The following is a 21,970-nucleotide window of genomic DNA, read 5'->3' on the forward strand; positions in this document are numbered from 1 at the left end:
GGGGTCGGCGGCGATCTGCGCGTGGGCGGGGAGGCTTGCCACCAATTGGGCAACAAGGGTGAGGTTGAGGGTGACAGTGGTGCAGGCCGTGCGGGCGGTGGTGGTGGATGCCTTGCCCATCGAGCGCGCGCATTCCGCGACAACCATGCGCAGGCCGCGCGCGGCGTTGAACACCACGCGGTGGCGGTTCTTGTTCATGAAAGACTCCCTGGAGGTGCTTGTGTGACCGGGCGAGATCACACCAAAGTCTTACTTCAAAAGGAATGCTGCAAAGGCAGTAAATCCTGTCGGACCGTCACACGTCCTTGCGATGCACGAGGAGTACATTCATCGGTCCGACGCCAGGAACATGCGCAGCCGCCGTGAGAAACCGTTCGCGTCCCAACGCCCACTTTTTGAACCCGCGATGCCCCAGAAGACGCTTCCCGACGACGTTGCCCTGCCCACGCCAGCGGCAGAGGAAGGCGCACAGTTCCCGATCGTGGGCATCGGCGCTTCGGCCGGCGGGCTGGAAGCATTCACACAGTTCCTGCGCGCGCTGCCGCTCGACACCGGCATGGCCTTCGTGCTGGTGCAGCACCTTTCGCCGACACACGACAGCGCGCTGGCGCAGATCCTGTCGCGCGCCACACGCATGCCCGTGATGGAGGTGCATGACCAGTCCGTGGTCGAGCCCAACCATGTGTACGTCATACCGCCCAACCGCTGCATGGGCATCGTCGGTGGCATGTTGCAACTGGAGCCGCGCGAGAAAGCTGGCCATACCCGGGTGGTGGACCACTTCTTTCGCGCGCTGGCCGAAGAGCGCCGCCACCAGGCCATCGGCATCGTGCTGTCAGGCAATGCCAACGACGGCACGCACGGGCTGGAAGCGATCAAGGCCGAAGGGGGCATCACGTTCGCGCAGGACGATTCCGCGCAGTGCGACGGCATGCCACACAGCGCCATCGCCTCGGGCTGCGTCGATCTGGTGATGTCCCCCGAACAGATCGCGCAAGAGGTGGCGCGCATCGCGTGGCACTTCGACTCGGTATCCGCGTTCAGCATGTCCGAGAGCGACGGCAAGCCCCGTCTGGATCGCGTTCTGCAACTGTTGCACCGCGCCACCGGCGTGGATTTCGCCCAGTACAAGTTCAACACCGTGTTTCGCCGCATCACGCGCCGCATGGTGTTGCAAAAGCAGAGCGACCTGGATGCTTACGCCAACCTGCTCGAGCACGACACCGAAGAAATGACCGCGTTGTACCGCGACATCCTGATCAACGTGACCAGCTTTTTCCGCAATCCCGAAGCCTTCGAAACGCTGAAGGAAGAGGTCTTCCCGCGCCTGCTTCAGAACCGCAGCCCTCAGGAGCCGGTGCGCGTCTGGACGCTGGGCTGTTCAACGGGGCAGGAGGCGTACTCGGTGGCGATGGCCTTCATGGAGTTCGCCGAAGCCCAGGGCAGTACCGTTCCCTTGCAGATCTTCGCCACGGATCTGAGTGAAGAGTGTGTCGATATCGCGCGCCTGGGCATCTATTCAAAAGACATTGAGCAGGACGTCTCGCCCGAGCGGCTGCGGCGTTTCTTTGTCGAAGTCGAAGGCCGTTACCGCATTTCGAAGGCGATCCGCGACAACTGTGTGTTCTCGCGCCACAACGTGCTCGTCGACCCGCCGTTTTCGCGCCTCGATCTTGTGACCTGCCGCAACCTGCTGATCTATCTGGCGCAGGCGTTGCAGCAGAAGATCGTGCCGACGCTGCACTACGCACTCAAACCGGCGGGCTTTCTGTGGCTGGGTGCGTCCGAGACGATCGGCGGATTTCGCAACCTGTTCGACGCCATCGACGCCAAACAGAAGATATACGCCCGCAACCCCGCTACCCGTGGGACGCATCGCTTGCTGCAAAACAGCGCCGGCCCGCGCGCTGCATTTGTTCCCATCACATCGCGACTTGCGGCGGTGCCGGCGCCGGAGCTGCACCGGGAAGCGGACCGCCTGCTGCTGACGCGCTTTGCGCCGCCCAGCGTGCTGGTGTCTTCCGATTTCGATATCTTGCAGTACCGCGGGGACACCAGCCCGTACCTCGCGCCTTCCCCCGGAAAAGCGACGCTGCATTTGCCCAAGATGCTGCGCGAAGGGCTCCTGGTCGGCGTTCGCGCCGCCTTGTTGCGTGCGGGCAAAGCGGGCACATCCGTCCGCGAAGACGGGCTGCGCGTCAAGTCCCACGATGGTTGGCGCGATGTCTCGGTGGAGGTGGTTCCGCTCGCTGATGGAACGCTCGAAGGCGGCTATCTGGTCTTGTTCCACGAGCCGGAACGTCCGTCCATCCGGAACACGCCCGCGAACGAAGCTAGCCCCCAACTCGACAGCGTGTCGCTGGAACGTGAATTGGCGGCCACGCGCGACTATCTGCAGTCGGTCATCGACCAACAGGAGGTCGCGAACGAAGCGTTGCAATCGTCGAACGAGGAAATCCAGTCCGCCAACGAAGAGCTGCAGAGCATCAACGAAGAGCTGGAGACCTCGAAGGAAGAAATCCAGTCGAGCAACGAGGAACTGGCCACGGTCAACGACGAGCTGAACCATCGGAACACCGAACTGAACCGGCTCAACGACGACCTCGTCAACGTGTTCGATAGCGTGCAGATGCCGATCGTACTGATCGGGATCGACATGCGCGTGCGCCGATTCACGCCCGCGGCCGAAAAACTGCTCGACCTGATGCCCCGCGATGTGGGGCAGCCGGTATCGTTCATCAGAAGCCGTCAAATCGACCTGCCCGATCTCGAGCCGCTGCTCGGCGAAGTGCTCGACAGCGCAAGCAACCGCGAAATCGGGATGCGCGACAAGCGTGGGAACCGTCATCTGGCGCGGCTTCGCCCCTACCGCACGCGCGACAACCGCATCGATGGTGTGGTTCTGGTGTTGGTTGACGTCGAAATGCTCAAGCGCGCCCATGAGCGCACGGAGAACATCATCGCCACGGTGCGCGAGCCCTTGGTCGTGCTGGATGCCGACCTGCGGATACAGATGGCCAGCGGTTCGTTCTACAGGCACTTCGGCGTCCATCGCGAGGCGACCGAAGGCCGGCTGCTCTTCGAGCTGGGCAATGGCCAATGGAACATTGATCGGCTGCGTCATTTGCTTGAGCAGCTGCTGGTGCGCGACACCGAGTTCAACGACTTCGAGGTGCAGCACGATTTCGAGCAACTGGGCCGGCGCACGATGCTGCTCAATGCGCGGCGGTTGCTGCAACTTGAGCACCGCAGTCCGGTGGTGATCCTGCTCGCGATCGAGGACGTGACGGAGCGCAAACAGGTGCTGGATGCGGCTCGGCTGGCGTCCATCGTCAATTCCTCCGCAGACGCCATCGTCAGCAAGAACCTGGACGGCATCATCCAGAGCTGGAACAGGGGGGCTCAGAAGCTGTTTGGCTACACCCCTGAAGAGGCCATCGGGCAACCGATCGGTATGCTGATCCCGGACGACCACCTCGATGAGGAGCCGCACATTCTCGAGCGCATCCGGGCGGGGGAGGCGATCGAGCACTACGAAACCGTGCGCAAGCGCAAGGACGGCAGCCTGCTCGACATCTCCTTGACCGTCTCCCCGGTGCACGATGCGAGCGGCCGCATTGTGGGCGCGTCCAAGGTGGCGCGCGACATCAGCGAGAGCAAACGGGCCCGCGACGCACTGCTCGAGAGCGAGGAGCGCTTGCGCCAATCCGCCGCCCAACTGGCCGACGCCGACCGCCGCAAGAACGAATTCCTGGCCATGCTGGCGCACGAGATGCGCAACCCCCTGGCCCCCATCCGCAACGCGCTGGAGATCCTGCGCCGCACGGGTGGCCAGGGCGACGTCACGGAATCGGCCATCGAGATGATGGAGCGACAGGTCGCGCAGATGGTGCGCCTGGTGGACGATCTGCTCGACGTGAACCGCATCAGCCGTGGCAAGGTTGAACTGCGCAGGGTGCCGGTCGACCTGACCTCGATCGTGCAACAGGCGGTCGAGATCGCGCGGCCGATCTGCGACCAGAAAGGTGTGTTGCTGACGGTGGGTCTGTCCGCGGAGACGGTGATCCTTCACGCCGATCCCTTGCGCCTGGTGCAGGCCTTGGGCAACCTGCTGCACAACGCCTGCAAGTTCACGGACAAGGGGGGCGGTGCCTGGGTCGATGTCGAGCGCGAGGGCGACGAGGCGGTGATCCGGGTGCGCGACAGCGGCATCGGCATCACCGCCGAGCAATTGCCGCGCATCTTCGACATGTTCGTGCAGGCCGACACCTCGCTGGAGCGCTCGAGCAGCGGTCTGGGCATTGGCCTGAGCCTGGTGAAGAGCCTGGTCGAGCTGCACGGCGGGACGGTGCGGGCCACGAGCGCCGGCAAGGGGCAGGGCAGCGAGTTCGTGGTGCGCCTGCCGATCGCGGTCGGCCTGAGTGCAACGGTGGCGCCACCGTCCAGCAACGTGGCCGAGGTGGTTGCCGCGCCCACCGCTCGCAACATCCTCGTGGTGGACGACAACCGCGATGCCGCGGAGTCACTCGCCGAGCTGCTGCAACTCAGTGGGCATGAAACGCGTGTGGCCTACGACGGACTGGGCGCGGTGGAGATGGCCGCTTCGTTCCGGCCCGATCTGGTGCTGCTGGACATCGGCCTGCCGAATATGAACGGCTATGAGGCCGCGAAAGGAATTCGTGAGCTGCCAGGGGGCCGCGACACGGTGTTGGTGGCCTTGACCGGTTGGGGCCATCAGGACGATCGGCAGCGGTCCAGCGAGGCGGGGTTCGACAAGCACCTGGTCAAGCCCGTGCATCCGGACGTGCTCTTGAAGCTGATCGAAGACATTCCCGCAAGGGACGCCCGATCACCCCGTTGATGGGTGGTGCGATGGCGTCCCATCCTTCGCCGCCATCTCCAGCGCGCGCACGATGGCGCGGCGCACCATCGGAATCTTGAAAGAGCTGCTGCCCGAGCCCACGCCGTGCGGCACGGCACTCTGCAGCACCAGGGCGGCGACTTCCTTGAAGATGGCGGCCTCCGGCACCTGCCCGGCCAGCATCCACTCCGCCGACAGATCGCGCCATGGCTTGTGTGCCACGCCGCCCAGCGCCAGCCGTGCGCTGCGGATTCGACCGTCCTCGCCCATGTCCAGCGCGGCCGCCACCGACACCAACGCGAAGGTATGGGACTGCCGCTCGCGCAGCTTCAGGTACACGGAATGGGCGGCGTACTGTTGGGATGCGGGGACGTCGATGAACTCGATCAGTTCGTCCTGCGCGAGCGTGGTGTCCATCTGCGGCGTGTCCCCGGGCAGGCGGTGAAAGTCGGCGAACGCAATGTCGCGCTCGCCCCGAGGCGAACGCGCATGCACCACCGCGCCAAGCGCGGCCAGGGCCACACACATGTCCGACGGATGCACGGCCACGCAGTGCTCGCTGGCGCCCAGGATGGCGTGCTGGCGCGCCACTCCCTTGCGCGCGGAGCAGCCCGAGCCCGGTTCGCGCTTGTTGCATGGCGCCTGGGCGTCGTGGAAATAGGCGCAGCGGGTGCGCTGCAGCAGGTTGCCGCCGTTGCTGGCCATGTTGAGGATCTGCGGCGATGCGCCGGCCAGGATGGCGCTGGAGAGCAGCGGCAGTTGCTCGCGCACGGCGGGGTGGTGGGCGGTATCCGCATTGCGTGCCAGCGCGCCGAGGCGGATGCGGCCATCGGGCAACACCTGCACGGTGTCAAGCGGCAGGCGGCTGATGTCGACCAACCTGCGCGGTCGCACCAGGTGTTCCTGCATCAGGTCCAGCAGGTTGGTGCCACCGGCGATGAACCTGGCGGCATCCGGTGTGTCGGTGGCGTCGGGGGAGGCGGACACTATCTGCGCCAGCGCGGCCTGGACATCGGCCGCCCGGGTGTATTCGAAGTGGTTCATTCGGACACCGTGGCGGTGATGGTCGGCATGGGCGCCGGCGGATTCAGCGCCGCCTCGGCCATAGCCTCTTCGTGCTGAATGAAGTCATCCTGCAAGGGATGCAAGACCTCGCCGTTGGCCAATCCTTCCACGGTGGTGATGTCGCATCCCTCGCGCATCACCGCCAGTTGCAGGCAGGCGAGGGTGCGTCGGCCGTCCACCAGTACGGTGCACGCGCCGCACTCGCCGTGGTTACAACGCTCCCTGGTACCGGTCAGATGGAGCCTGTCGCGCAGCAATTCCATCAGCGTGACCCAGGGCTCGACTTCCACGCTGTGCAAGTGGCCGTCGACCTGGAGGTGGATCGCGTGGCAATGCGGCGACGGCTTCGCACCCGCCTGGTCGATCCACCGGGGTGGTTTGAGTGTCATGGCCGTGCCTCCTGCGGTGAACCGGGTTGGAAAGCGCTGCGGCGGTTGCCGGGACCGAACGCACGCCATCCGGGGCAAAGCGTGTGCCCGGCAACCGGCCACGGTGGCGGCGGCAAATTTTTCCGAATCGAGAGACTGGCGGCAGGTTTTACAAACGGCCGTGGCGCGTGGGCCTCAGTCCAGTCCGAGCGCGTGGTAGACGCGCACGGCGGCCCACGCATCGTTCGCCGCGTAAATGAGCTGCGCTTCGCTCAGTTGTGGGGCGGCCCAGTTCGACGTGGCGGCCTTCTTCGATTTGAAGAAACGCCGGTTGAACAGCACCGCCACGGCGCCCTTGACGCCCATGTCCTTGCGGTAGCCGCGCGCGCGAAACACCGCGTTGAGCTCCATCACCGCGGCCGGTTGCACCGCCAGCTTGGCCACGATGCGCTTCGTGTCGTCGCCCAGGCCGAAGCCGGCCTTGACGTGGCCGCTGTGCGCGAGCAGGGCGGCCACCTCGGCGCGGCAGGCCGGGTCGTGCAGCTGGAACACCCAGGCGCGCTGCGGTGTGGCCAGTTGCACGATGTGCGGTCCGTCGGACACCTGGTCCTTGTGAAACGTGGGCTTGGACTCGGTGTCAAAGCCCCAGACCGTGTGCTCGATCAGCGCCGCACAGGCCTCGCGTGCCTGCGCGAGCGTGCTCACGAGCGTGATGCGGTCCAGGCCCAGGCGCTCGAAGGGTTCGAGCAGTGCGATCTCGTCCTTGCTGGGCGTGGGGTGCTTTTCGTGGGCTGACATGGCGCGTGAGGATACCCCGGCGCGCATAATCGCGCCCTTCGCCTCCAGACCGACCGCCATGAGAAAAATCTTTGCCCTGACCCAAGAGGGCCGCCACCGTGACCGCGTGCTCGAAGCCGTGAAACACGAGATCCGCAAGTACCTCAAGCGCGAACGCCGCCGCGAGCTGCCCGAGGGCGTGGACTTTCTGGACTTCGATTGCCGTGTCGGCGCGACCAAGGAAACCGCCCAGGACGTGCACCTGTCGGCCCTGATCGGCCAGCTGGACGCGGTGGCGCGTGAAGGCGCTGAACAGGCCTACGTGGAAATCCTCGCCAAGCCCGGGGTGCGCCGACCGAGGACCGATGTTGTCCGCGACCATCCGGCACAATCGTCCGATGCCCCAGACGACCCTGCCTCCGACGCCCCAGCCCCCACTGCCTGAGGCGGGCGACCACACGCCCACGGAGGGCGAGTTCCTCTCCTTCCCCGGCTCGCCGTTTCAGCTGTTCCTGCCGTATCCGCCCGCGGGCGACCAGCCCGAGGCGATCCGCCAGTTGGTGGAAGGCGCGAACGACGGCGAGGTGTTCCAGACCCTGCTGGGCGTGACCGGCTCGGGCAAGACCTTCACCATGGCCAACGTGATCGCCCGGCTCGGCCGCCCGGCGATCGTGTTCGCGCCCAACAAGACGCTGGCCGCGCAGCTCTACAGCGAGTTCCGCGAGTTCTTTCCGAAGAACGCCGTCGAGTACTTCGTCAGCTATTACGACTACTACCAGCCCGAGGCCTATGTGCCGCAGCGCGACCTGTTCATCGAGAAGGACAGCGCGATCAACGAGCACATCGAGCAGATGCGCTTGAGCTGCACCAAGAGCATCCTGGAGCGGCGCGACGTGGTGATCGTCGCCACGGTGTCGGCCATCTACGGCATCGGCAAGCCCGAGAGTTACCACCAGATGGTGATGACCCTGCGCACCGGCGACAAGATCGGCCAGCGCGACCTCATTGCGCAACTCGTGCGCATGCAATACGCGCGCAACGAGCAGGATTTTTCGCGCGGCAAGTTCCGCGTGCGCGGTGACACGATTGACGTGTTCCCCGCCGAACACTCCGAGATGGCGATCCGCATCGAGCTGTTCGACGACGAGGTCGAAACGCTGCAACTGTTCGACCCGCTCACCGGCAAGGTGCGGCAGAAAATCCCGCGTTTCACCGTCTACCCCAGCAGCCACTACGTGACCCCGCGCGAGCAGGTGCTGCACGCGGTGGAAGCCATCAAGCTGGAGCTGGCCGACAGGCTCAAGCAACTGGTGGGCGAGGGCAAGCTGGTGGAGGCGCAGCGGCTGGAGCAGCGCACCCGGTTCGACCTGGAAATGCTCAGCGAAGTGGGCCACTGCAAGGGCATCGAGAACTACTCGCGCCACCTCGCCGGCAGCGCGCCGGGCGAGCCGCCGTCCACGCTGACCGATTACCTGCCCAAGGACGCCATGATGTTTCTGGACGAGAGCCACGTGCTCATGGGCCAGTTCGGCGGCATGTACAACGGCGATCGCGCGCGCAAGACCACCTTGGTGGAATACGGTTTCCGCCTGCCCAGCGCACTGGACAACCGGCCGCTCAAGCTCGAAGAGTTCGAACAGCGCATGCGCCAGGTGGTTTTTGTCTCCGCCACGCCCGCCGACTACGAAAAGACGCACACCGGCAACGTGGTCGAGCAACTGGTGCGCCCGACCGGTCTGGTCGACCCGGAGCTGGAAGTGCGCCCGGCCATCCACCAGGTGGACGACGTGCTGCAGGAAATCCGCATCCGCGTGCAGAAAAACGAGCGCGTGCTGATCACCACGTTGACCAAGCGCATGGCCGAGCAGCTCACCGATTACCTGACGGAAAACGGCGTGAAGGTTCGCTATCTGCACAGCGATGTCGATACCGTGGAGCGCGTCGAAATCCTGCGCGACCTGCGCCTGGGTGCCTTCGACGTGCTGGTGGGCATCAACCTGCTGCGCGAGGGCCTGGACATTCCCGAGGTCTCGCTCGTGGCCATTTTGGACGCCGACAAGGAAGGCTTCCTGCGCTCCGAGCGCAGCCTGATCCAGACCATCGGACGTGCCGCGCGCAACCTCAACGGCCGCGCCATCCTCTACGCCGACCGCATCACCGATTCGATGAAGAGGGCGATGGACGAAACCAACCGGCGTCGCACCAAGCAGATCGCCCACAACCTCGCCATGGGCATCGAGCCGCGCAGCATCAACAAGCGCATCAAGGACCTGATCGACGGTGTGTACAGCGAAAAAGCGGGCAAGGAAGCCGACCGCCTGGCTGCCGAGAGCGCGCACCGCGCCAGCATCGAAGAGATGAGCGAAAAAGACGTGGCGCGCGAAATCAAGCGCCTGGAAAAACTCATGCTCGAACATGCCCGCAACCTCGAGTTCGAGCAGGCGGCCAGCGTGCGCGACCAGCTCGCCCACCTGAAGGCCCAGGTGTTCGGCGCACCCGGCACCGACAACATCGTCTGACCTCCGCCCAGGGCGGAGGGGTAAGGGGCAGGGTTTACCAGTAAAATGCTGAGCAAAACGCTAGGCTTTTACGGTATACTCGACAAAAATAGTCGGATAAGCCTTCGATAAACAGATCTGCAACGGATCGGGTGGGTGGAGAAGGGGTTCAGCAGGGTGTTCATCACCCGTTGGGCCATGAAACGACAGTCAAGCCAACACTTCAAGGAGCTTGAAATGCGCCTCACGACCAAAGGCCGCTTTGCGGTCACCGCCATGATCGATCTGGCCCTGCGCCAGAACAACGGTCCTGTCACGCTCGCGGCTATCAGCCAGCGGCAACAGATTTCGTTGTCCTATCTGGAACAGCTGTTCGGCAAGCTGCGCCGCCATGAACTGGTGGAATCCACCCGTGGCCCCGGCGGCGGTTACACGCTGGGCCGCAAGGCCGCGGACATCACCGTGGCCGACATCATCGTCTCGGTGGACGAACCCATCGACGCCACCCAGTGCGGCGGCAAGGAAAACTGCCTGGGCGAAGGCCACCGCTGCATGACGCACGAACTGTGGGCGCAGCTCAACGCCAAGATGGTCGATTTCCTCGACTCGGTGTCCCTGCAGTCGCTGGTGGACGAGCAACTGGCCAAGGGCGTGGTGGTGGAAAACGCACCCATGATCAAACGCGCGATTTCCAGCGCGCCGGTGGTCAAACCGATCCGCGTGAACGCCCCGAACTCGGTGTTCGCCCTCGGAGGCTCCGCGCTCTCCAAATGAACCCCGCCTGAGCGGGGCGACGATCCCGCCGGCACTCGATCAACAGACAGCCCACGCAAGCCCGCCATGAGCACTCCGCACTTTCCCATCTACATGGACTACAGCGCCACCAACCCCTGCGACCCGCGGGTGGTGGACGCCATGATTCCCTGGTTGCGCGAACACTTCGGCAACCCGGCTTCACGCAGCCACGCCTGGGGCTGGGAAGCGGAAAAGGCCGTGGAAACGGCGCGTGAGCAGGTCGCCGCCCTGATCGGCGCCGATCCGCGCGAAATCGTCTGGACCAGCGGCGCGACCGAGTCCAACAACCTCGCGCTCAAGGGCGCGGCGCATTTCTACAAGACCAAGGGCAAGCACCTCATCACGGTGAAGACCGAGCACAAGGCCGTGCTCGACACCATGCGTGAGCTGGAGCGCCAGGGCTTCGAGGTGACCTACCTCGACGTGCAGGCCGATGGCCTTGTCGATCTGGAGGCCTTCAAGGCCGCGATCCGCCCCGACACCATCCTGGCTTCGGTCATGTTCGTGAACAACGAAATCGGCGTTGTCCAGAACATCCCCGCCATCGGCGCGATCTGCCGCGAGAAGGGTGTGATCTTCCATGTGGACGCGGCGCAGGCCACCGGCCGGGTCGACATCGACCTGCAGAAGCTGCCTGTCGACCTGATGAGCCTGACCTCGCACAAGACCTACGGCCCCAAGGGCATTGGCGCGCTGTACGTGCGCCGCAAGCCGCGCATCCGCATCGAGGCGCAGATGCACGGCGGCGGTCATGAGCGCGGCATGCGCTCGGGCACGCTGCCCACGCACCAGATCGTCGGCATGGGCGAGGCGTATCGCATCGCCAAGGCGGAAATGCACGAAGAAAACGTGCGCATCCAGGCCCTGCACGACCGCATGGTCGCTGGCCTCAAGGATGTGGAAGAGGTGTTCATCAATGGCCACGAAACGAAGCGTGTGCCGCACAACCTGAACATGAGCTTCAACTATGTCGAGGGCGAGTCGCTCATCATGGGCATCAAGGGTCTGGCGGTGTCGTCGGGCTCGGCCTGCACCTCGGCCAGCCTGGAGCCCAGCTACGTGCTGCGCGCCCTGGGCCGCAGCGACGAACTCGCCCACAGCAGCCTGCGCATGACGATCGGCCGCTGGACGACCGAAGAAGAAATCGACTACGCCATCGCCACGATCAAGGAGAACGTGGCCAAGCTGCGCGAGTTGTCCCCTCTGTGGGAAATGTTCAAAGACGGTATCGACCTGTCCACCATCCAGTGGTCAGCGCATTGAAGGAGAAACACCATGGCTTATTCAGACAAAGTTGTTGACCACTACGAAAACCCCCGCAACGTCGGCTCCTTCGAAAAGGGAGACGACACGGTGGGCACCGGCATGGTGGGTGCGCCCGCCTGCGGTGACGTGATGAAGCTGCAGATCAAGGTCAACCCGACCACGGGCGTGATCGAAGACGCGCGCTTCAAGACCTACGGCTGCGGCTCGGCCATCGCCTCATCCTCGCTCGTGACCGAATGGGTCAAGGGCAAGACGCTCGACCAGGCCGCCGCGCTCAAGAACAGCGAGATTGCCGAAGAACTGGCCTTGCCGCCGGTGAAGATCCACTGCTCCATCCTGGCCGAAGACGCCATCAAGGCGGCCGTGGACGACTACCGCAAGAAACACCTGAACTGAGGTTTCATGGCCATTTCGATTTCAGAAGCCGCTGCCCGGCATGTCAACCGCTACATCGCCAAACGAGGCAAGGGTGTGGGCGTGCGCCTTGGCGTGAAGACCACGGGTTGCTCCGGCATGGCCTACAAGCTGGAATACGCCGACGAGATCGCGCCGGAAGACGTGGTGTTCGAGGACAACGGCGTGAAGGTGCTGGTCGACCCCAAGGCCCTGGCTTATATCGACGGCACGCAGCTCGACTTCGTGCGCGAAGGCCTGAACGAGGGCTTTCGCTTCAACAACCCGAACGAGCGCGACCGTTGCGGCTGCGGCGAAAGCTTCCGCATCTGATGCTGCGTGCCTCCATCAAGCCGCCCGTGCTGTCCAGTGCTGGCGGCTTTTTCATGCCATGAATTCGAACCCGACCCTCAACCTGCAATCGAACGACTTCGAGATCTTCGGCCTGAGCCCACAGTTCGCCGTGGACCGAGCCGCGCTCGACGCGCGCTGGAAAGACCTGCAGCGCGAAGCCCACCCCGACCGCTTCGCCACCGCCGACGCCCAGGCCCAGCGCCAGGCCATGCAGTGGTCGGTGCGCATCAACGAGGCCTACCAGCGGCTGAAAGACCCGCTCAAGCGCGCGGCCTACTTGTGCGAACTGAATGGTGTGCCGATCCAGGCCGAGAACAACACCACCATGCCCAAGGCCTTTCTGGTGCAGCAGATGCAGTGGCGAGAAGACCTCGAAGAGGCCAGTGGCCTTGAGGACCTGGAGCGCATGGCCGACGACGTGGCGACGGCGCGCCGCGGCATGCTGCAAGACCTGCAGACCACCGCCGACGAGCAACGCGACTGGCCCGCGCTGGCCCAGCAGGTCAGAGCCCTTATGTTCGTTGAGCGCTTTGCCAGCGATGTCGAGAGCCGCATCGATCTGCTGGGACAATAGCCGGTTCCCCCTGTAATGAATTGATCGTTGACGACCCATGGCGCTTCTGCAGATTTCCGAACCCGGCCAATCCCTCGACCCGCACCAGCGGCGCGTGGCAGTGGGCATCGATCTGGGCACCACGCATTCGCTGGTGGCCGCTGTGCGCCACGGCGTGTCCGAGTGCCTCCCGGCGATCGATGGCCGCGTGATCCTGCCGAGCGTGGTGCGTTATCTCGACCCCGCGCAAGGCGGCTCCGGTCGGCAGATCGGCTTTGATGCGCTCGCCGCGCAAGTGCAGGACCCCGCCAACACGGTGAGCTCGGTCAAGCGCCTCATGGGCCGCAGCCGTGCGCAGGTGAGCGACGTCGACAAGCTCTCGTACCAGGTGGTCGATCAGGACGGCATGGCCGTGATCGAGACCGTCGCCGGCCGCAAGACCCCGATGGAGGTGAGCGCCGAGATTCTGGCCACGCTGCGCTTTCGCGCCGAAGACAGCTTTGACGACGACCTCTATGGCGCGGTGATCACCGTGCCCGCGTACTTCGACGACGCCCAGCGCCAGGCCACGAAAGACGCGGCCCAGCTCGCCGGCATCAACGTGCTGCGCCTGATCAACGAACCCACCGCCGCGGCCATCGCCTACGGCCTGGACAACGGTTCGGAAGGCGTCTACGCCATCTACGACCTGGGCGGCGGCACCTTCGACATCTCCATCCTGCGGCTCACGCAGGGTGTGTTCGAGGTCATGGCCACCGGCGGTGATTCCGCGCTCGGCGGCGACGACTACGACCAGGCACTCGCCGCCTGGGTGCTGCAGCAACAAGGCGTGGACGCGGTGCTCACCGCGTCGGAACGCGCGGCGGTGCACGCGGAGGCTCGGCGTGTGAAAGAAGCGCTGTCGTCGTCCGCCAGCGAAACCTTCCGCGCCAGCGTGGCCGGCCGCCAGATCGAACAGACCGTCACCCCCGCCGATTTCGAAGCCTGCACCGCGGCCTTCACCGCCCGCACCATGACGGCGGTGCGCAAGGTGCTGCGCGATGCCGGCGTGGACAAACACGAGGTGCAGGGCGTGGTGATGGTCGGTGGCTCGACGCGCATGCCGGTGATCCGCCGCACCGTGGGCGAGTTCTTCGGCAGCGATCCGCTGACCAACCTGAACCCCGACGAAGTGGTGGCGCTGGGCGCCGCAGTCCAGGCCAACGCACTCGCCGGCAACAGCCGCGATGGCGATCTGTTGCTGCTCGACGTGATCCCGCTCTCGCTCGGCATCGAAACCATGGGCGGCCTGGTCGAACGCATCGTGCCGCGCAACAGCGCCATCCCGACCGCACGCGCGCAAGATTTCACAACCTATCAGGATGGCCAGACCGCCCTCGCGCTGCACGTGGTGCAGGGCGAACGCGATCTCGTGGCCGACTGCCGTAGCCTGGCGCGCTTCGTGTTGCGCGGCATCCCGCCCATGGTGGCCGGTGCGGCGCGCATCCGCGTGACCTTCACCGTGGACGCCGACGGCCTGCTGTCCGTGGCCGCGAAAGAGCAGGGCAGCGGCGTGGAAGCGCGCGTGGACGTGAAGCCCGCCTATGGCCTGAGCGACGAGCAGATCGCCGCGATGCTGCAGGAGAGCTTCGCCACCGCGCAGCAAGACATCCAGGCGCGCGCGCTGGTGGAAGCCCGCGTGGACGCCGACCGCATGATTGCCGCCACGCGCACGGCGTTGGCCGCCGATGCCGACCTGCTGGAGCCCGCCGAACGCGAACAGTTCGACGCCCTCATGGCGTCACTCGCCACGACTGCCGCCGGTGAAGATGCCAAGGCGATCGAGAACGCCACCAGCGAACTGGCCAAGGCCACCGAGCCCTTCGCCGCGCTGCGCATGAACCGGGGCATCCAGCAAGCGCTGTCCGGCAAGAAACTCGAAGAAGTCTGAAACCCACCTCCCCATGCCCACGATCAAGATCCTGCCCCATCCCGAGTACTGTCCCCAGGGCGCCAGCGTCAAGGCGCCCGCGGGCACCTCGATCTGCGAAGCCCTGCTCGACAACAAGATCAACATCGAGCACGCTTGCGACATGAGCGCCGCCTGCACGACCTGCCACGTGATCGTGCGTGAGGGCTTCAACAGCCTGAACGAACTCGACGAAACCGAAGAAGACCTGCTTGACCGCGCCTGGGGCCTGGAGCCCAACTCGCGCCTGTCGTGCCAGGCCATCCTGGCCCAGAACGACCTGACGGTGGAAATTCCGAAGTACTCGATCAACCACGCGAAAGAGAAACACTGATGCGCCAGATCGTCCTCGACACGGAAACCACAGGCCTGTCGGCCGACAACGGCGACCGCATCATCGAGATCGGTTGCGTCGAACTGCTCAACCGCAAGCTCACCGGCAACAACCTGCATTTCTATGTGAACCCCGAGCGCGACAGCCACGAGGACGCGCTCAAGGTGCACGGCATCAGCAACGAGTTCCTGCGCGACAAGCCCAAGTTCGCCGCCATCGCGGACCAGTTGCTGGACTACCTGCGCGACGCGGAAGTGATCATCCACAACGCGCCGTTCGACATCAGCTTCCTCAACAAGGAACTGGAACGCCTGGGCCGTGCATCCATCAAGACCGTGATCGGCCAGGTGACCGACAGCCTGGCGATGGCCAAGGAAATGTTCCCGGGCAAGCGCAACGGCCTGGATGCGCTGTGCGACCGGCTGGGCGTGGACAACTCGGGCCGCACGCTGCACGGCGCCTTGCTCGATGCCGAGTTGCTGGCCGACGTCTACATCAACATGACGCGCGGCCAGGACGCGCTGCTGATCGACCTGGGCGATGCGCCGGGTGAAGACGGTCAGGTCGAGGTGATCGACCTGAGGCGTTTCGAGCTGCCCGTGCTGCTCGCCAACGAGCAGGAAACGCAGGCGCACGAAGGCCTGCTGGCCGACCTGGACAAGGCCAGCAAGGGAAAAACTGTGTGGCGCCAGCTGCAGACGAGCTGAGAGCGGCAAAAACCTGGCTATAATCTGAGGCTTCCGAGAGATCGGTCAGATCAATCGGGCGGTTAGCTCAGTGGTAGAGCACTGCCTTCACACGGCAGGGGTCGCAGGTTCGAACCCTGCACCGCCCACCAGACCCAGAAAGCCTGCAAGTTCTTGAACTTGCAGGCTTTTCTGCTTTTATTCCCGGCTTCACGACCGCCCAAGGCGCGTAGATTCGCAGGAATGTACAAGCCGCTCCCTCTGGACGCCATCGCCCTGCAACAGCCGGTGCCCGTGAACGTGTGGGACCCGAAGGGCGTGCTGTTGCTGCGCAAGGGCGAGGTGATCCACTCCGAGCAGCACCGGGGGCTTCTCATGCTGCACGGCCCGGTGGTGCTCGATGCCGACTGGAAAGCCTGGTCGTACAGCTACACCACGCAGCTCGATCGCATGGTGCGCGACGACGCACCGATCAACCGCATTGCCGGCCTGACCCAGGCCCACGCACCGGAGGTGCCGAATGCGCCCGCGCGGGAGGAGATGGGGCCGGTCGAGTTCTGGACCGACCTGCATGCCTCGCTCGGCACGCTGTTGCACCAAGGTGCATCCGCCCCCCAGTTCATCGAACGCATCGACCGCATCGCCACGCGCGTGCGGGACCGTTGGCGCGCCGCGCCGGACAGCTGCTTCCTCGTGCTGGTGCAACTGCTGTTCGATGCCCGCATGGGCTACAGCACCACGCACGCGCTGCTCTCGGGCGGGTTGTGCGCGCTGGTGTCCCCGCACACGGATCTCTCGCCGACCGAGCAAGGCGTGCTGTTGCGCGCCGCGTTGACCATGAACATCGGCATGACGCACGCGCACGACGCGATGGCGCGCCAGACCGGGCCGCTGTCCGTCGTCCAGCGCGAGACCGTGCAGGAACATCCGTTGCGCAGCGTGGCGGTGCTGGGCCAACTGGGTGTCACCGATCCACTGTGGCTGCAACTCGTGGCGGAGCAGCATGAGCGGTCCGACGGCGGTGGTTACCCGGCGGGCACCTGCACGACGGGTGTGGCGCAGCGGCTGCTGCAGATCGCCGACGTCTACGTGGCGCGCCTCAGCCCGCGCGAGGGGCGCGGTGGCTTTCTGTCGCAGCAGGTGGCGCGCGAACTCTTCATGGGCTCGGACCAGCGCCCGGACCCGTTGGGTGCGTTGTTCGTCAAGCACGTGGGTTTCTACCCGCCCGGCAGCTATGTGCGGCTGGCCAATGGCGAGGTGGCGGTGGTGGCGCGGCGCGGCGCCAAGGCCAACGCGCCGCAGGTGTTTGCCATCGTGGGGCGACAAGGCATGCCGCTGGGCGAGCCGACCTTGCGCGACACGCAGGACCCGGCCTTCGAGATCAAGGCCGGCTTGACGCCCAGCGATGTGCGGGTGGTGGTCAATGTGACGCGGCTGCTGAGCCGCCTCTAAACCTCAACGCGGCAGGTACATCGTCGCTTCCACCTCGACGAGCACCTCGTCGCCCGGCAGGAAGCGCGACACCTCGACCACGGTGCTCACCGGGGCCTCGTCCGGAAAGAAGATGCCGCGCACGCGGTTGTAGTGCGCGTAGTGGGGCAACTGGCGGAAGTACTGCACCAGCTTGACCACGTCGGCCATTTCCCCGCCATGCTCGCGGGCCAGATGCCGGATGCGGTCCAGCACGAACCAGCTCTGCGCCACGATGGGCGCCTCGAACACGTCCACCGACATCTGGCCCGTGACGTAGCCCAGCTTGCGCAGGGACCCCAGCGCTTTCGTGGGAATGTCTTCGTAGCTGGCGACGGCCCGGCGCGTGGCCGGGTCGACGGCCACGACGCCGCTCATGAACACGAAATCGCCAACGCGCCGGGCGGCAGCATAGTGGGCCATGGGGGTGCCTGTGCTCATGAGGAGGTCTCCGTGAAATGAAGGGACGTCGAGGGGGGCTCAGTCGGGTACACCCCAGGCGCGCATCTTCCCGGGGTTCAGCAGACCGGTTGGGTCCATGCGCTGCTTCATGTCGATGACGTTCTGCGGCAGGTCGCCGCCGACCTTGCCTTCTTCGATGATGAAGGTGTGCGGGTTGTTCACGCGGATGCCGTTGTCGCGGAAGATCTGGATGATCTCGTTGAGCCGTTCCTCGGTCGTGAAACGCACCAGCGGCAGCGAGGTGCAGGTGGTGAAGCCGTCGAAGCTGCGCAGGAACTCCACGTGCATCAGCACTTCGTCGCCGAACAGTTCGCGGATGCGGCGCACCTGGTCGAGGTGTTTGCCGGGCGTGAACGTGGTCTGCAGATACGTCAGGCTCTTGTCGACCTTGAGCGCGTTGAGCGTGGTGTGGTTCCAGCAATATTCCGCCAGCGTGTGGTGCTGGGCTTTCACCTCGTCCGCGGTCTTGCGGTAGGTGATGTTGCCGCCATGGGCCGCCACCACTTGCAGCGCGGCGGCTTCCGAGAACTCGGCCACCAGCAGCAGCGCGGCGTGGCAGCCCTTGGGCAGGTGCCCGGCCAGCGGCGTCATGTAGGCGGGGATCGGGTCGGCCAGCACGGCGATGTTCTTCTTCACGATGCCGGGCGCGTGCGCCAGCGCATTGCCGAAGTCGAGCGCGCGGTCACCGTCTTCGAAGGTGACGATCATTTCCATCCAGGCGTGGGCGGGTGCGAGCGCCATTTCCACCTCGAGCACGATGCCGTTGGTGCCCCACAGGTGGTGCAGCAACAGGGCCTCGGGACCGCGCAGTTCCACCACTTGCGGCTCGGCTTCCACGCTCATCGCGCGCACGCCCAGGATGTTGCCGGCCGCGCCGATCGGGCCGTAGTTGATCGAGCCTACGCCGCCAAAGCCGCCGCTGAACAGGCCACCCAGCGAGGCGCTGCGGAAGGTGGAGGGAATGCAGCGCAGTTCCCAGCCCATGGGGCGGGTGGCGTTGTCGAACTCGGCCAGCCGGATGCCGGCCTGCGCGCGGCCCACGCCGGGCTGCGACCACAGGAAGTTGTTGTAGCCGCTCATGTCCAGGATCACGCCGCCGTGCAGCGGTGTGGACTGGCCGTAGTTGCCGGTGCCGCTGCCGCGCAGCGTGAGCGGGAGCCTGCGGCGCGCGCAGGCGCTCGCGATGCGACGGATCTCGTCTTCGGTGCGCGGCTTCACGGCGATGTCGCCGCGCTTGCCGAGCAACTGGCGTTTGAGCACGGGGCTGAACCAGGAGAAGTCCTGCGACAGCCGACCGACTTTCAGCGGGTCGGTGATCCAGTCGAGGTCGGGCAGCTCGTGCTGCAGCTGTTCAATGGAGGTGCTGGGGGCGTTCATGTCGTGTCGTCTTTCAATGCGGTTCGTTCAGTCCTGCGCCAGTTCGCTGGCGTGCCAGGAACCGAGGCAGACCTTGGTCAGCCAGGCCATGAGCACGAACAGGAAGACGCCGGCGAGCGAGATCAGCAGCAGCGCGGCGAACATGCGCGGGATGTCGAGCTGGTAGCCGGCCATCAGGATCTGGTAGGCCAGGCCGGTGTTGGTGCCGCCCGTGCCGGCGACGAACTCGGCCACCACCGCGCCGATCAGCGCCAGGCCCGAAGAAATGCGCAGGCCGCCGAAGAAGTAGGGCAGCGCGCTCGGGATGCGCAGGCGCCACAGCATCTGGCCGCGCGTGGCGCGGTTCATCTTGAAGTAGCTCTGCAGATCGGGGTCGATGCTGCGCAGGCCGAGCGTGGTGTTCGAGATGATGGGGAACAGCGCGACCAGCGCGGCGCACACCACCAGCGAGGCGGTGGGCTGCTTGACCCAGATGATGATCAGCGGCGCGATGGCCACGATGGGTGTGACCTGCAGCAGCACCGCGTAGGGGAACAGCGCGGTCTCGATCAGCCGGCTCTGCACGAACAGGAACGAGATCAGCACGCCGACGACCACGGCCACCACGAAGGACAGCACGGTGATCTTCATCGTGATCAGCAGCGAGTTGAAGAGCGTGCCCCAATCCTTGATCAGGGTCTCCATCATCAGGCCGGGTGAGGGGACGAGGTACGGCGGCAGCTCGAGGCCGACCACCAGCGCGTGCCAGATCAGGACCAGCGCGATGGCGACCAGCGCCGGGTACAGGACGCGTTGCACGCGGGGTTGTTGCAGGAAGGGGGTGTTCGTGCTCATGCGTGTGCGCTCTCGGTCGTGTCGCGGCTGGCGCGCAGCAGGCTGTCCTGCAGCCGTTTGGCGTAGTGGCTGAATTCGGTGGAGACCATGAAGTCGGGCGTGCGCGGGTACGGTTGGTCGATGTGAACCTCTTCCACGATGCGGCCCGGGCGCGCGGCCATCATCACCACGCGGCTGGAGAGAAACACGGACTCGTGGATCGAGTGCGTGACGAAGACGACGGTGAGGTTTTTCTTCTGCCAGAGTTCGAGCAGGTCCGCGTCGAGCTTGTGGCGGGTGATTTCGTCGAGCGCACCAAAGGGCTCGTCCATCAGCAGCAGCGTGGGTTCGACCACCAGGCCGCGCGCGATCGACACGCGCATCTGCATGCCGCCCGAGAGCGCGCGTGGCAGCGCCTTGGCGAACTTCGACAGGCCCACCAGCGCGAGCGCGTCGGCCACGCGGGCATCGGCCTCGGCGCGTGGCACACCGGCCAGGTCCAGCGGCAGACGCACGTTGGTCTGCACGGAAGCCCAGGGCATCAGCGTGGGCGCCTGGAACACGAAGGCCAGGCGGTGGCCCGACTTTTCCAGTTGATTCACCCCTTGGCCCCAGAGCTTGAGGCTGCCGCTGGTGGGTTCGAGCAGGCCCGCCACCATCTTGAGCAGCGTGCTCTTGCCGCAGCCCGAGGGGCCGAGCAGCGTGACGAATTCGCCTTCGCGTACGGTCAGGTCCACCGGCTGCAAGGCCACGGTGCCGTTGGGGTAGGTTTTCTGGACGGCCTGGATGTCAATGGCCGGGACGGCGGACGGTGGGTCTGTCTTCATGGGGTGCTGGTGGGGTGACGGCGGGGGCTCACCGGTGCGGGCTCCGTGGCCCGCACCGGTGTGCGTCGTTCACGCGCGGTGGCGCGTGTCTGGCTTAGGGAAGAACCTTGATGTCCTTGATGATGTCCAGGCGGTAGGCCTGGTCGATGTTGACCTTGGCCGGATCGATCATCTGGTTCTCGACCAGGAAGGCCTGCGTCTTCAGCAGGCGCTCGCGCGTCATGGTGCCGATGCCCTGCTTGGCCGCGTCGCCGCTGGTGATGATGCCCATCTCCTTGATCTTGCTGATGCCGTAGTTCAGCTGGTCGTCGGTCATGTTGGGGTTGTCCTTCTTGATCAGCGCGTTGGCGGGCGCCGGATCGGCCAGGTAGCTCTTGTAGCCCTCGGCGGTGGCTTTCACGAAGGCGGCCACGGTCTTCTCGCGTTCCTTGACGGTCTTCTCCATGCAGGAGATCAGGTTGGCGTAGGGCGGGTAGCCCTGGTCGGCCAGCAGGAAGGTGTTGGCCTTCACGCCGGCCTTCTGGATCGCGAACGGCTCGGACGAGAGGAAGCCCATCTGCACGACGTTCTTGTCGGCCACGAAGGGCTGGATGTTGTAGGTGTAGGGCCGCGCCTGCGCGTCGGTGTAGCCGTACTTGCCCTTGAGCCAGTTCCACATGCCGCGCATCGCGGTGGGCGCGATCAGGATGGTCTTGCCCTTCATGTCTTCGAAGGACTTCACGTCCTCGTGCGCGATCAGCACCTGCGGGTCCTTCTGGAAGATCGCGGCCACGTTGACGATGGGCAGGCCGTTGCCGCGCGCCACCATCATCTGCGTGTCGGTCGCGCCCATGATGCAGTCGGCCTGGCCGGCGGCCATGATCTGGATGATGTTGACCTGCGGGCCGCCCATCTTGATGGTCACGTCCAGGCCGTGCTTCTTGTAGATGCCGTTGGCGATGGCCTGGTAGTAGCCGCCGTGCTCGGCCTGCGCGTACCAGTTGGTCATGAAGGTGAACTTCTCCTGCGCCTGGGTGGCGGTCAGGGTCAGGGTACCGAGGGCGGCAGCGCCCAGGGCGCGGCACAGGCGGGTCAGGGAGGAAGCGGACATGGCAGGCCTTTCTGGTGAAGGGTGGGGCAGGGG

21 protein-coding genes and 1 tRNA gene are annotated in these 21,970 nt (G+C 65.3%); 13 read left to right on the forward strand and 9 right to left on the reverse strand.

The window, feature by feature from the left end:
* On the reverse strand, positions 1 to 198 hold a 198-nt coding region (locus FFS09_RS28075), incomplete at its 3' end, for an ESPR-type extended signal peptide-containing protein (protein ID WP_171020234.1).
* A gap of 208 nt (positions 199 to 406) precedes the next feature.
* Between FFS09_RS28075 and FFS09_RS28080 the strand changes: the two genes are divergently transcribed.
* Positions 407 to 4,861, forward strand: a complete 4,455-nt coding sequence (locus FFS09_RS28080) for a chemotaxis protein CheB (protein WP_171020235.1) — start codon at positions 407 to 409, stop codon at positions 4,859 to 4,861.
* On the opposite strand, the gene FFS09_RS28085 is transcribed toward FFS09_RS28080, so the two are convergent.
* The 3 genes from FFS09_RS28085 to FFS09_RS28095 form a co-directional block, all read right to left on the reverse strand.
* Complete coding sequence (locus FFS09_RS28085) at positions 4,850 to 5,905, reverse strand: FAD binding domain-containing protein (protein WP_137922203.1); 1,056 nt, start codon at positions 5,903 to 5,905, stop codon at positions 4,850 to 4,852. The two genes, FFS09_RS28080 and FFS09_RS28085, sit on opposite strands and share 12 nt — an antisense overlap.
* A complete protein-coding gene (locus FFS09_RS28090) occupies positions 5,902 to 6,315 on the reverse strand; it encodes a (2Fe-2S)-binding protein (protein WP_137922204.1) in 414 nt (137 codons plus the stop codon). Before FFS09_RS28090 ends, FFS09_RS28085 begins: the two co-directional genes overlap by 4 nt.
* A gap of 174 nt (positions 6,316 to 6,489) precedes the next feature.
* Positions 6,490 to 7,092 (reverse strand): 3'-5' exonuclease, encoded by a 603-nt coding sequence (locus FFS09_RS28095; RefSeq protein WP_137922205.1) that lies wholly within the window; start codon positions 7,090 to 7,092, stop codon positions 6,490 to 6,492.
* Positions 7,093 to 7,150: 58 nt separating this feature from the next.
* Between FFS09_RS28095 and FFS09_RS28100 the strand changes: the two genes are divergently transcribed.
* The 12 genes from FFS09_RS28100 (at position 7,151) to FFS09_RS28155 (ending at position 17,350) form a co-directional block, all read left to right on the forward strand.
* On the forward strand, positions 7,151 to 7,516 hold the full coding sequence (locus FFS09_RS28100) for a DUF6172 family protein (RefSeq protein WP_137922206.1): 366 nt from the start codon (positions 7,151 to 7,153) through the stop codon (positions 7,514 to 7,516).
* Positions 7,470 to 9,590 carry an excinuclease ABC subunit UvrB gene (uvrB, locus tag FFS09_RS28105; protein WP_252374551.1) on the forward strand — a complete coding sequence of 707 codons (2,121 nt, stop codon included), beginning with the start codon at positions 7,470 to 7,472 and terminating at the stop codon, positions 9,588 to 9,590. Before FFS09_RS28100 ends, uvrB begins: the two co-directional genes overlap by 47 nt.
* A 216-nt stretch (positions 9,591 to 9,806) precedes the next feature.
* Positions 9,807 to 10,343, forward strand: a complete 537-nt coding sequence (gene iscR, locus FFS09_RS28110) for a Fe-S cluster assembly transcriptional regulator IscR (protein ID WP_137922207.1) — start codon at positions 9,807 to 9,809, stop codon at positions 10,341 to 10,343.
* Between the two features lie 66 nt (positions 10,344 to 10,409).
* On the forward strand, positions 10,410 to 11,627 hold the full coding sequence (locus FFS09_RS28115; protein ID WP_137922208.1) for an IscS subfamily cysteine desulfurase: 1,218 nt from the start codon (positions 10,410 to 10,412) through the stop codon (positions 11,625 to 11,627).
* A 12-nt stretch (positions 11,628 to 11,639) separates the two neighbouring features.
* Positions 11,640 to 12,026: a Fe-S cluster assembly scaffold IscU gene (gene iscU, locus FFS09_RS28120; protein WP_137922209.1), complete on the forward strand. Its 387-nt coding sequence runs from the start codon at positions 11,640 to 11,642 to the stop codon at positions 12,024 to 12,026.
* Between the two features lie 6 nt (positions 12,027 to 12,032).
* The gene (gene iscA / locus FFS09_RS28125) at positions 12,033 to 12,356 is read left to right on the forward strand and encodes an iron-sulfur cluster assembly protein IscA (RefSeq protein WP_066272849.1); all 324 of its coding nucleotides are present in this window, start codon (positions 12,033 to 12,035) and stop codon (positions 12,354 to 12,356) included.
* A 58-nt stretch (positions 12,357 to 12,414) separates the two neighbouring features.
* Positions 12,415 to 12,951 carry a Fe-S protein assembly co-chaperone HscB gene (gene hscB / locus FFS09_RS28130; protein WP_137922210.1) on the forward strand — a complete coding sequence of 179 codons (537 nt, stop codon included), beginning with the start codon at positions 12,415 to 12,417 and terminating at the stop codon, positions 12,949 to 12,951.
* Between the two features lie 37 nt (positions 12,952 to 12,988).
* A complete protein-coding gene (gene hscA, locus FFS09_RS28135; protein ID WP_137922211.1) occupies positions 12,989 to 14,860 on the forward strand; it encodes a Fe-S protein assembly chaperone HscA in 1,872 nt (623 codons plus the stop codon).
* A 13-nt stretch (positions 14,861 to 14,873) separates the two neighbouring features.
* The gene (gene fdx, locus FFS09_RS28140) at positions 14,874 to 15,212 is read left to right on the forward strand and encodes an ISC system 2Fe-2S type ferredoxin (protein WP_137922212.1); all 339 of its coding nucleotides are present in this window, start codon (positions 14,874 to 14,876) and stop codon (positions 15,210 to 15,212) included.
* A complete protein-coding gene (gene dnaQ / locus FFS09_RS28145) occupies positions 15,212 to 15,919 on the forward strand; it encodes a DNA polymerase III subunit epsilon (RefSeq protein ID WP_137922213.1) in 708 nt (235 codons plus the stop codon). Before fdx ends, dnaQ begins: the two co-directional genes overlap by 1 nt.
* A gap of 56 nt (positions 15,920 to 15,975) precedes the next feature.
* Positions 15,976 to 16,050: transfer RNA gene (locus tag FFS09_RS28150), tRNA-Val, on the forward strand.
* A 91-nt stretch (positions 16,051 to 16,141) separates the two neighbouring features.
* The gene (locus FFS09_RS28155) at positions 16,142 to 17,350 is read left to right on the forward strand and encodes an HD-GYP domain-containing protein (protein WP_137922214.1); all 1,209 of its coding nucleotides are present in this window, start codon (positions 16,142 to 16,144) and stop codon (positions 17,348 to 17,350) included.
* 3 nt (positions 17,351 to 17,353) lie between these two features.
* Here the strand turns inward: FFS09_RS28155 and FFS09_RS28160 are convergent, their stop codons facing one another.
* The 5 genes from FFS09_RS28160 to FFS09_RS28180 all read right to left on the reverse strand — a co-directional run bounded on the left by FFS09_RS28160 (position 17,354) and on the right by FFS09_RS28180 (position 21,937).
* The gene (locus FFS09_RS28160; RefSeq protein WP_137922215.1) at positions 17,354 to 17,809 is read right to left on the reverse strand and encodes a RidA family protein; all 456 of its coding nucleotides are present in this window, start codon (positions 17,807 to 17,809) and stop codon (positions 17,354 to 17,356) included.
* A gap of 39 nt (positions 17,810 to 17,848) precedes the next feature.
* Positions 17,849 to 19,207, reverse strand: a complete 1,359-nt coding sequence (locus FFS09_RS28165) for an FAD-binding oxidoreductase (protein WP_137922216.1) — start codon at positions 19,205 to 19,207, stop codon at positions 17,849 to 17,851.
* Positions 19,208 to 19,234: 27 nt separating this feature from the next.
* Positions 19,235 to 20,041, reverse strand: coding sequence for an ABC transporter permease (locus tag FFS09_RS28170; protein WP_137922217.1), 807 nt, complete (start codon positions 20,039 to 20,041; stop codon positions 19,235 to 19,237).
* Positions 20,038 to 20,847, reverse strand: a complete 810-nt coding sequence (locus tag FFS09_RS28175) for an ABC transporter ATP-binding protein (RefSeq protein WP_137922218.1) — start codon at positions 20,845 to 20,847, stop codon at positions 20,038 to 20,040. Before FFS09_RS28175 ends, FFS09_RS28170 begins: the two co-directional genes overlap by 4 nt.
* A gap of 94 nt (positions 20,848 to 20,941) precedes the next feature.
* Positions 20,942 to 21,937 carry an ABC transporter substrate-binding protein gene (locus FFS09_RS28180; protein WP_137922219.1) on the reverse strand — a complete coding sequence of 332 codons (996 nt, stop codon included), beginning with the start codon at positions 21,935 to 21,937 and terminating at the stop codon, positions 20,942 to 20,944.
* Positions 21,938 to 21,970 lie beyond the last annotated feature (33 nt).

The sequence above is a fragment of the Hydrogenophaga sp. 2FB genome, from assembly GCF_005503365.1.
Classification (GTDB): domain Bacteria; phylum Pseudomonadota; class Gammaproteobacteria; order Burkholderiales; family Burkholderiaceae_C; genus Hydrogenophaga.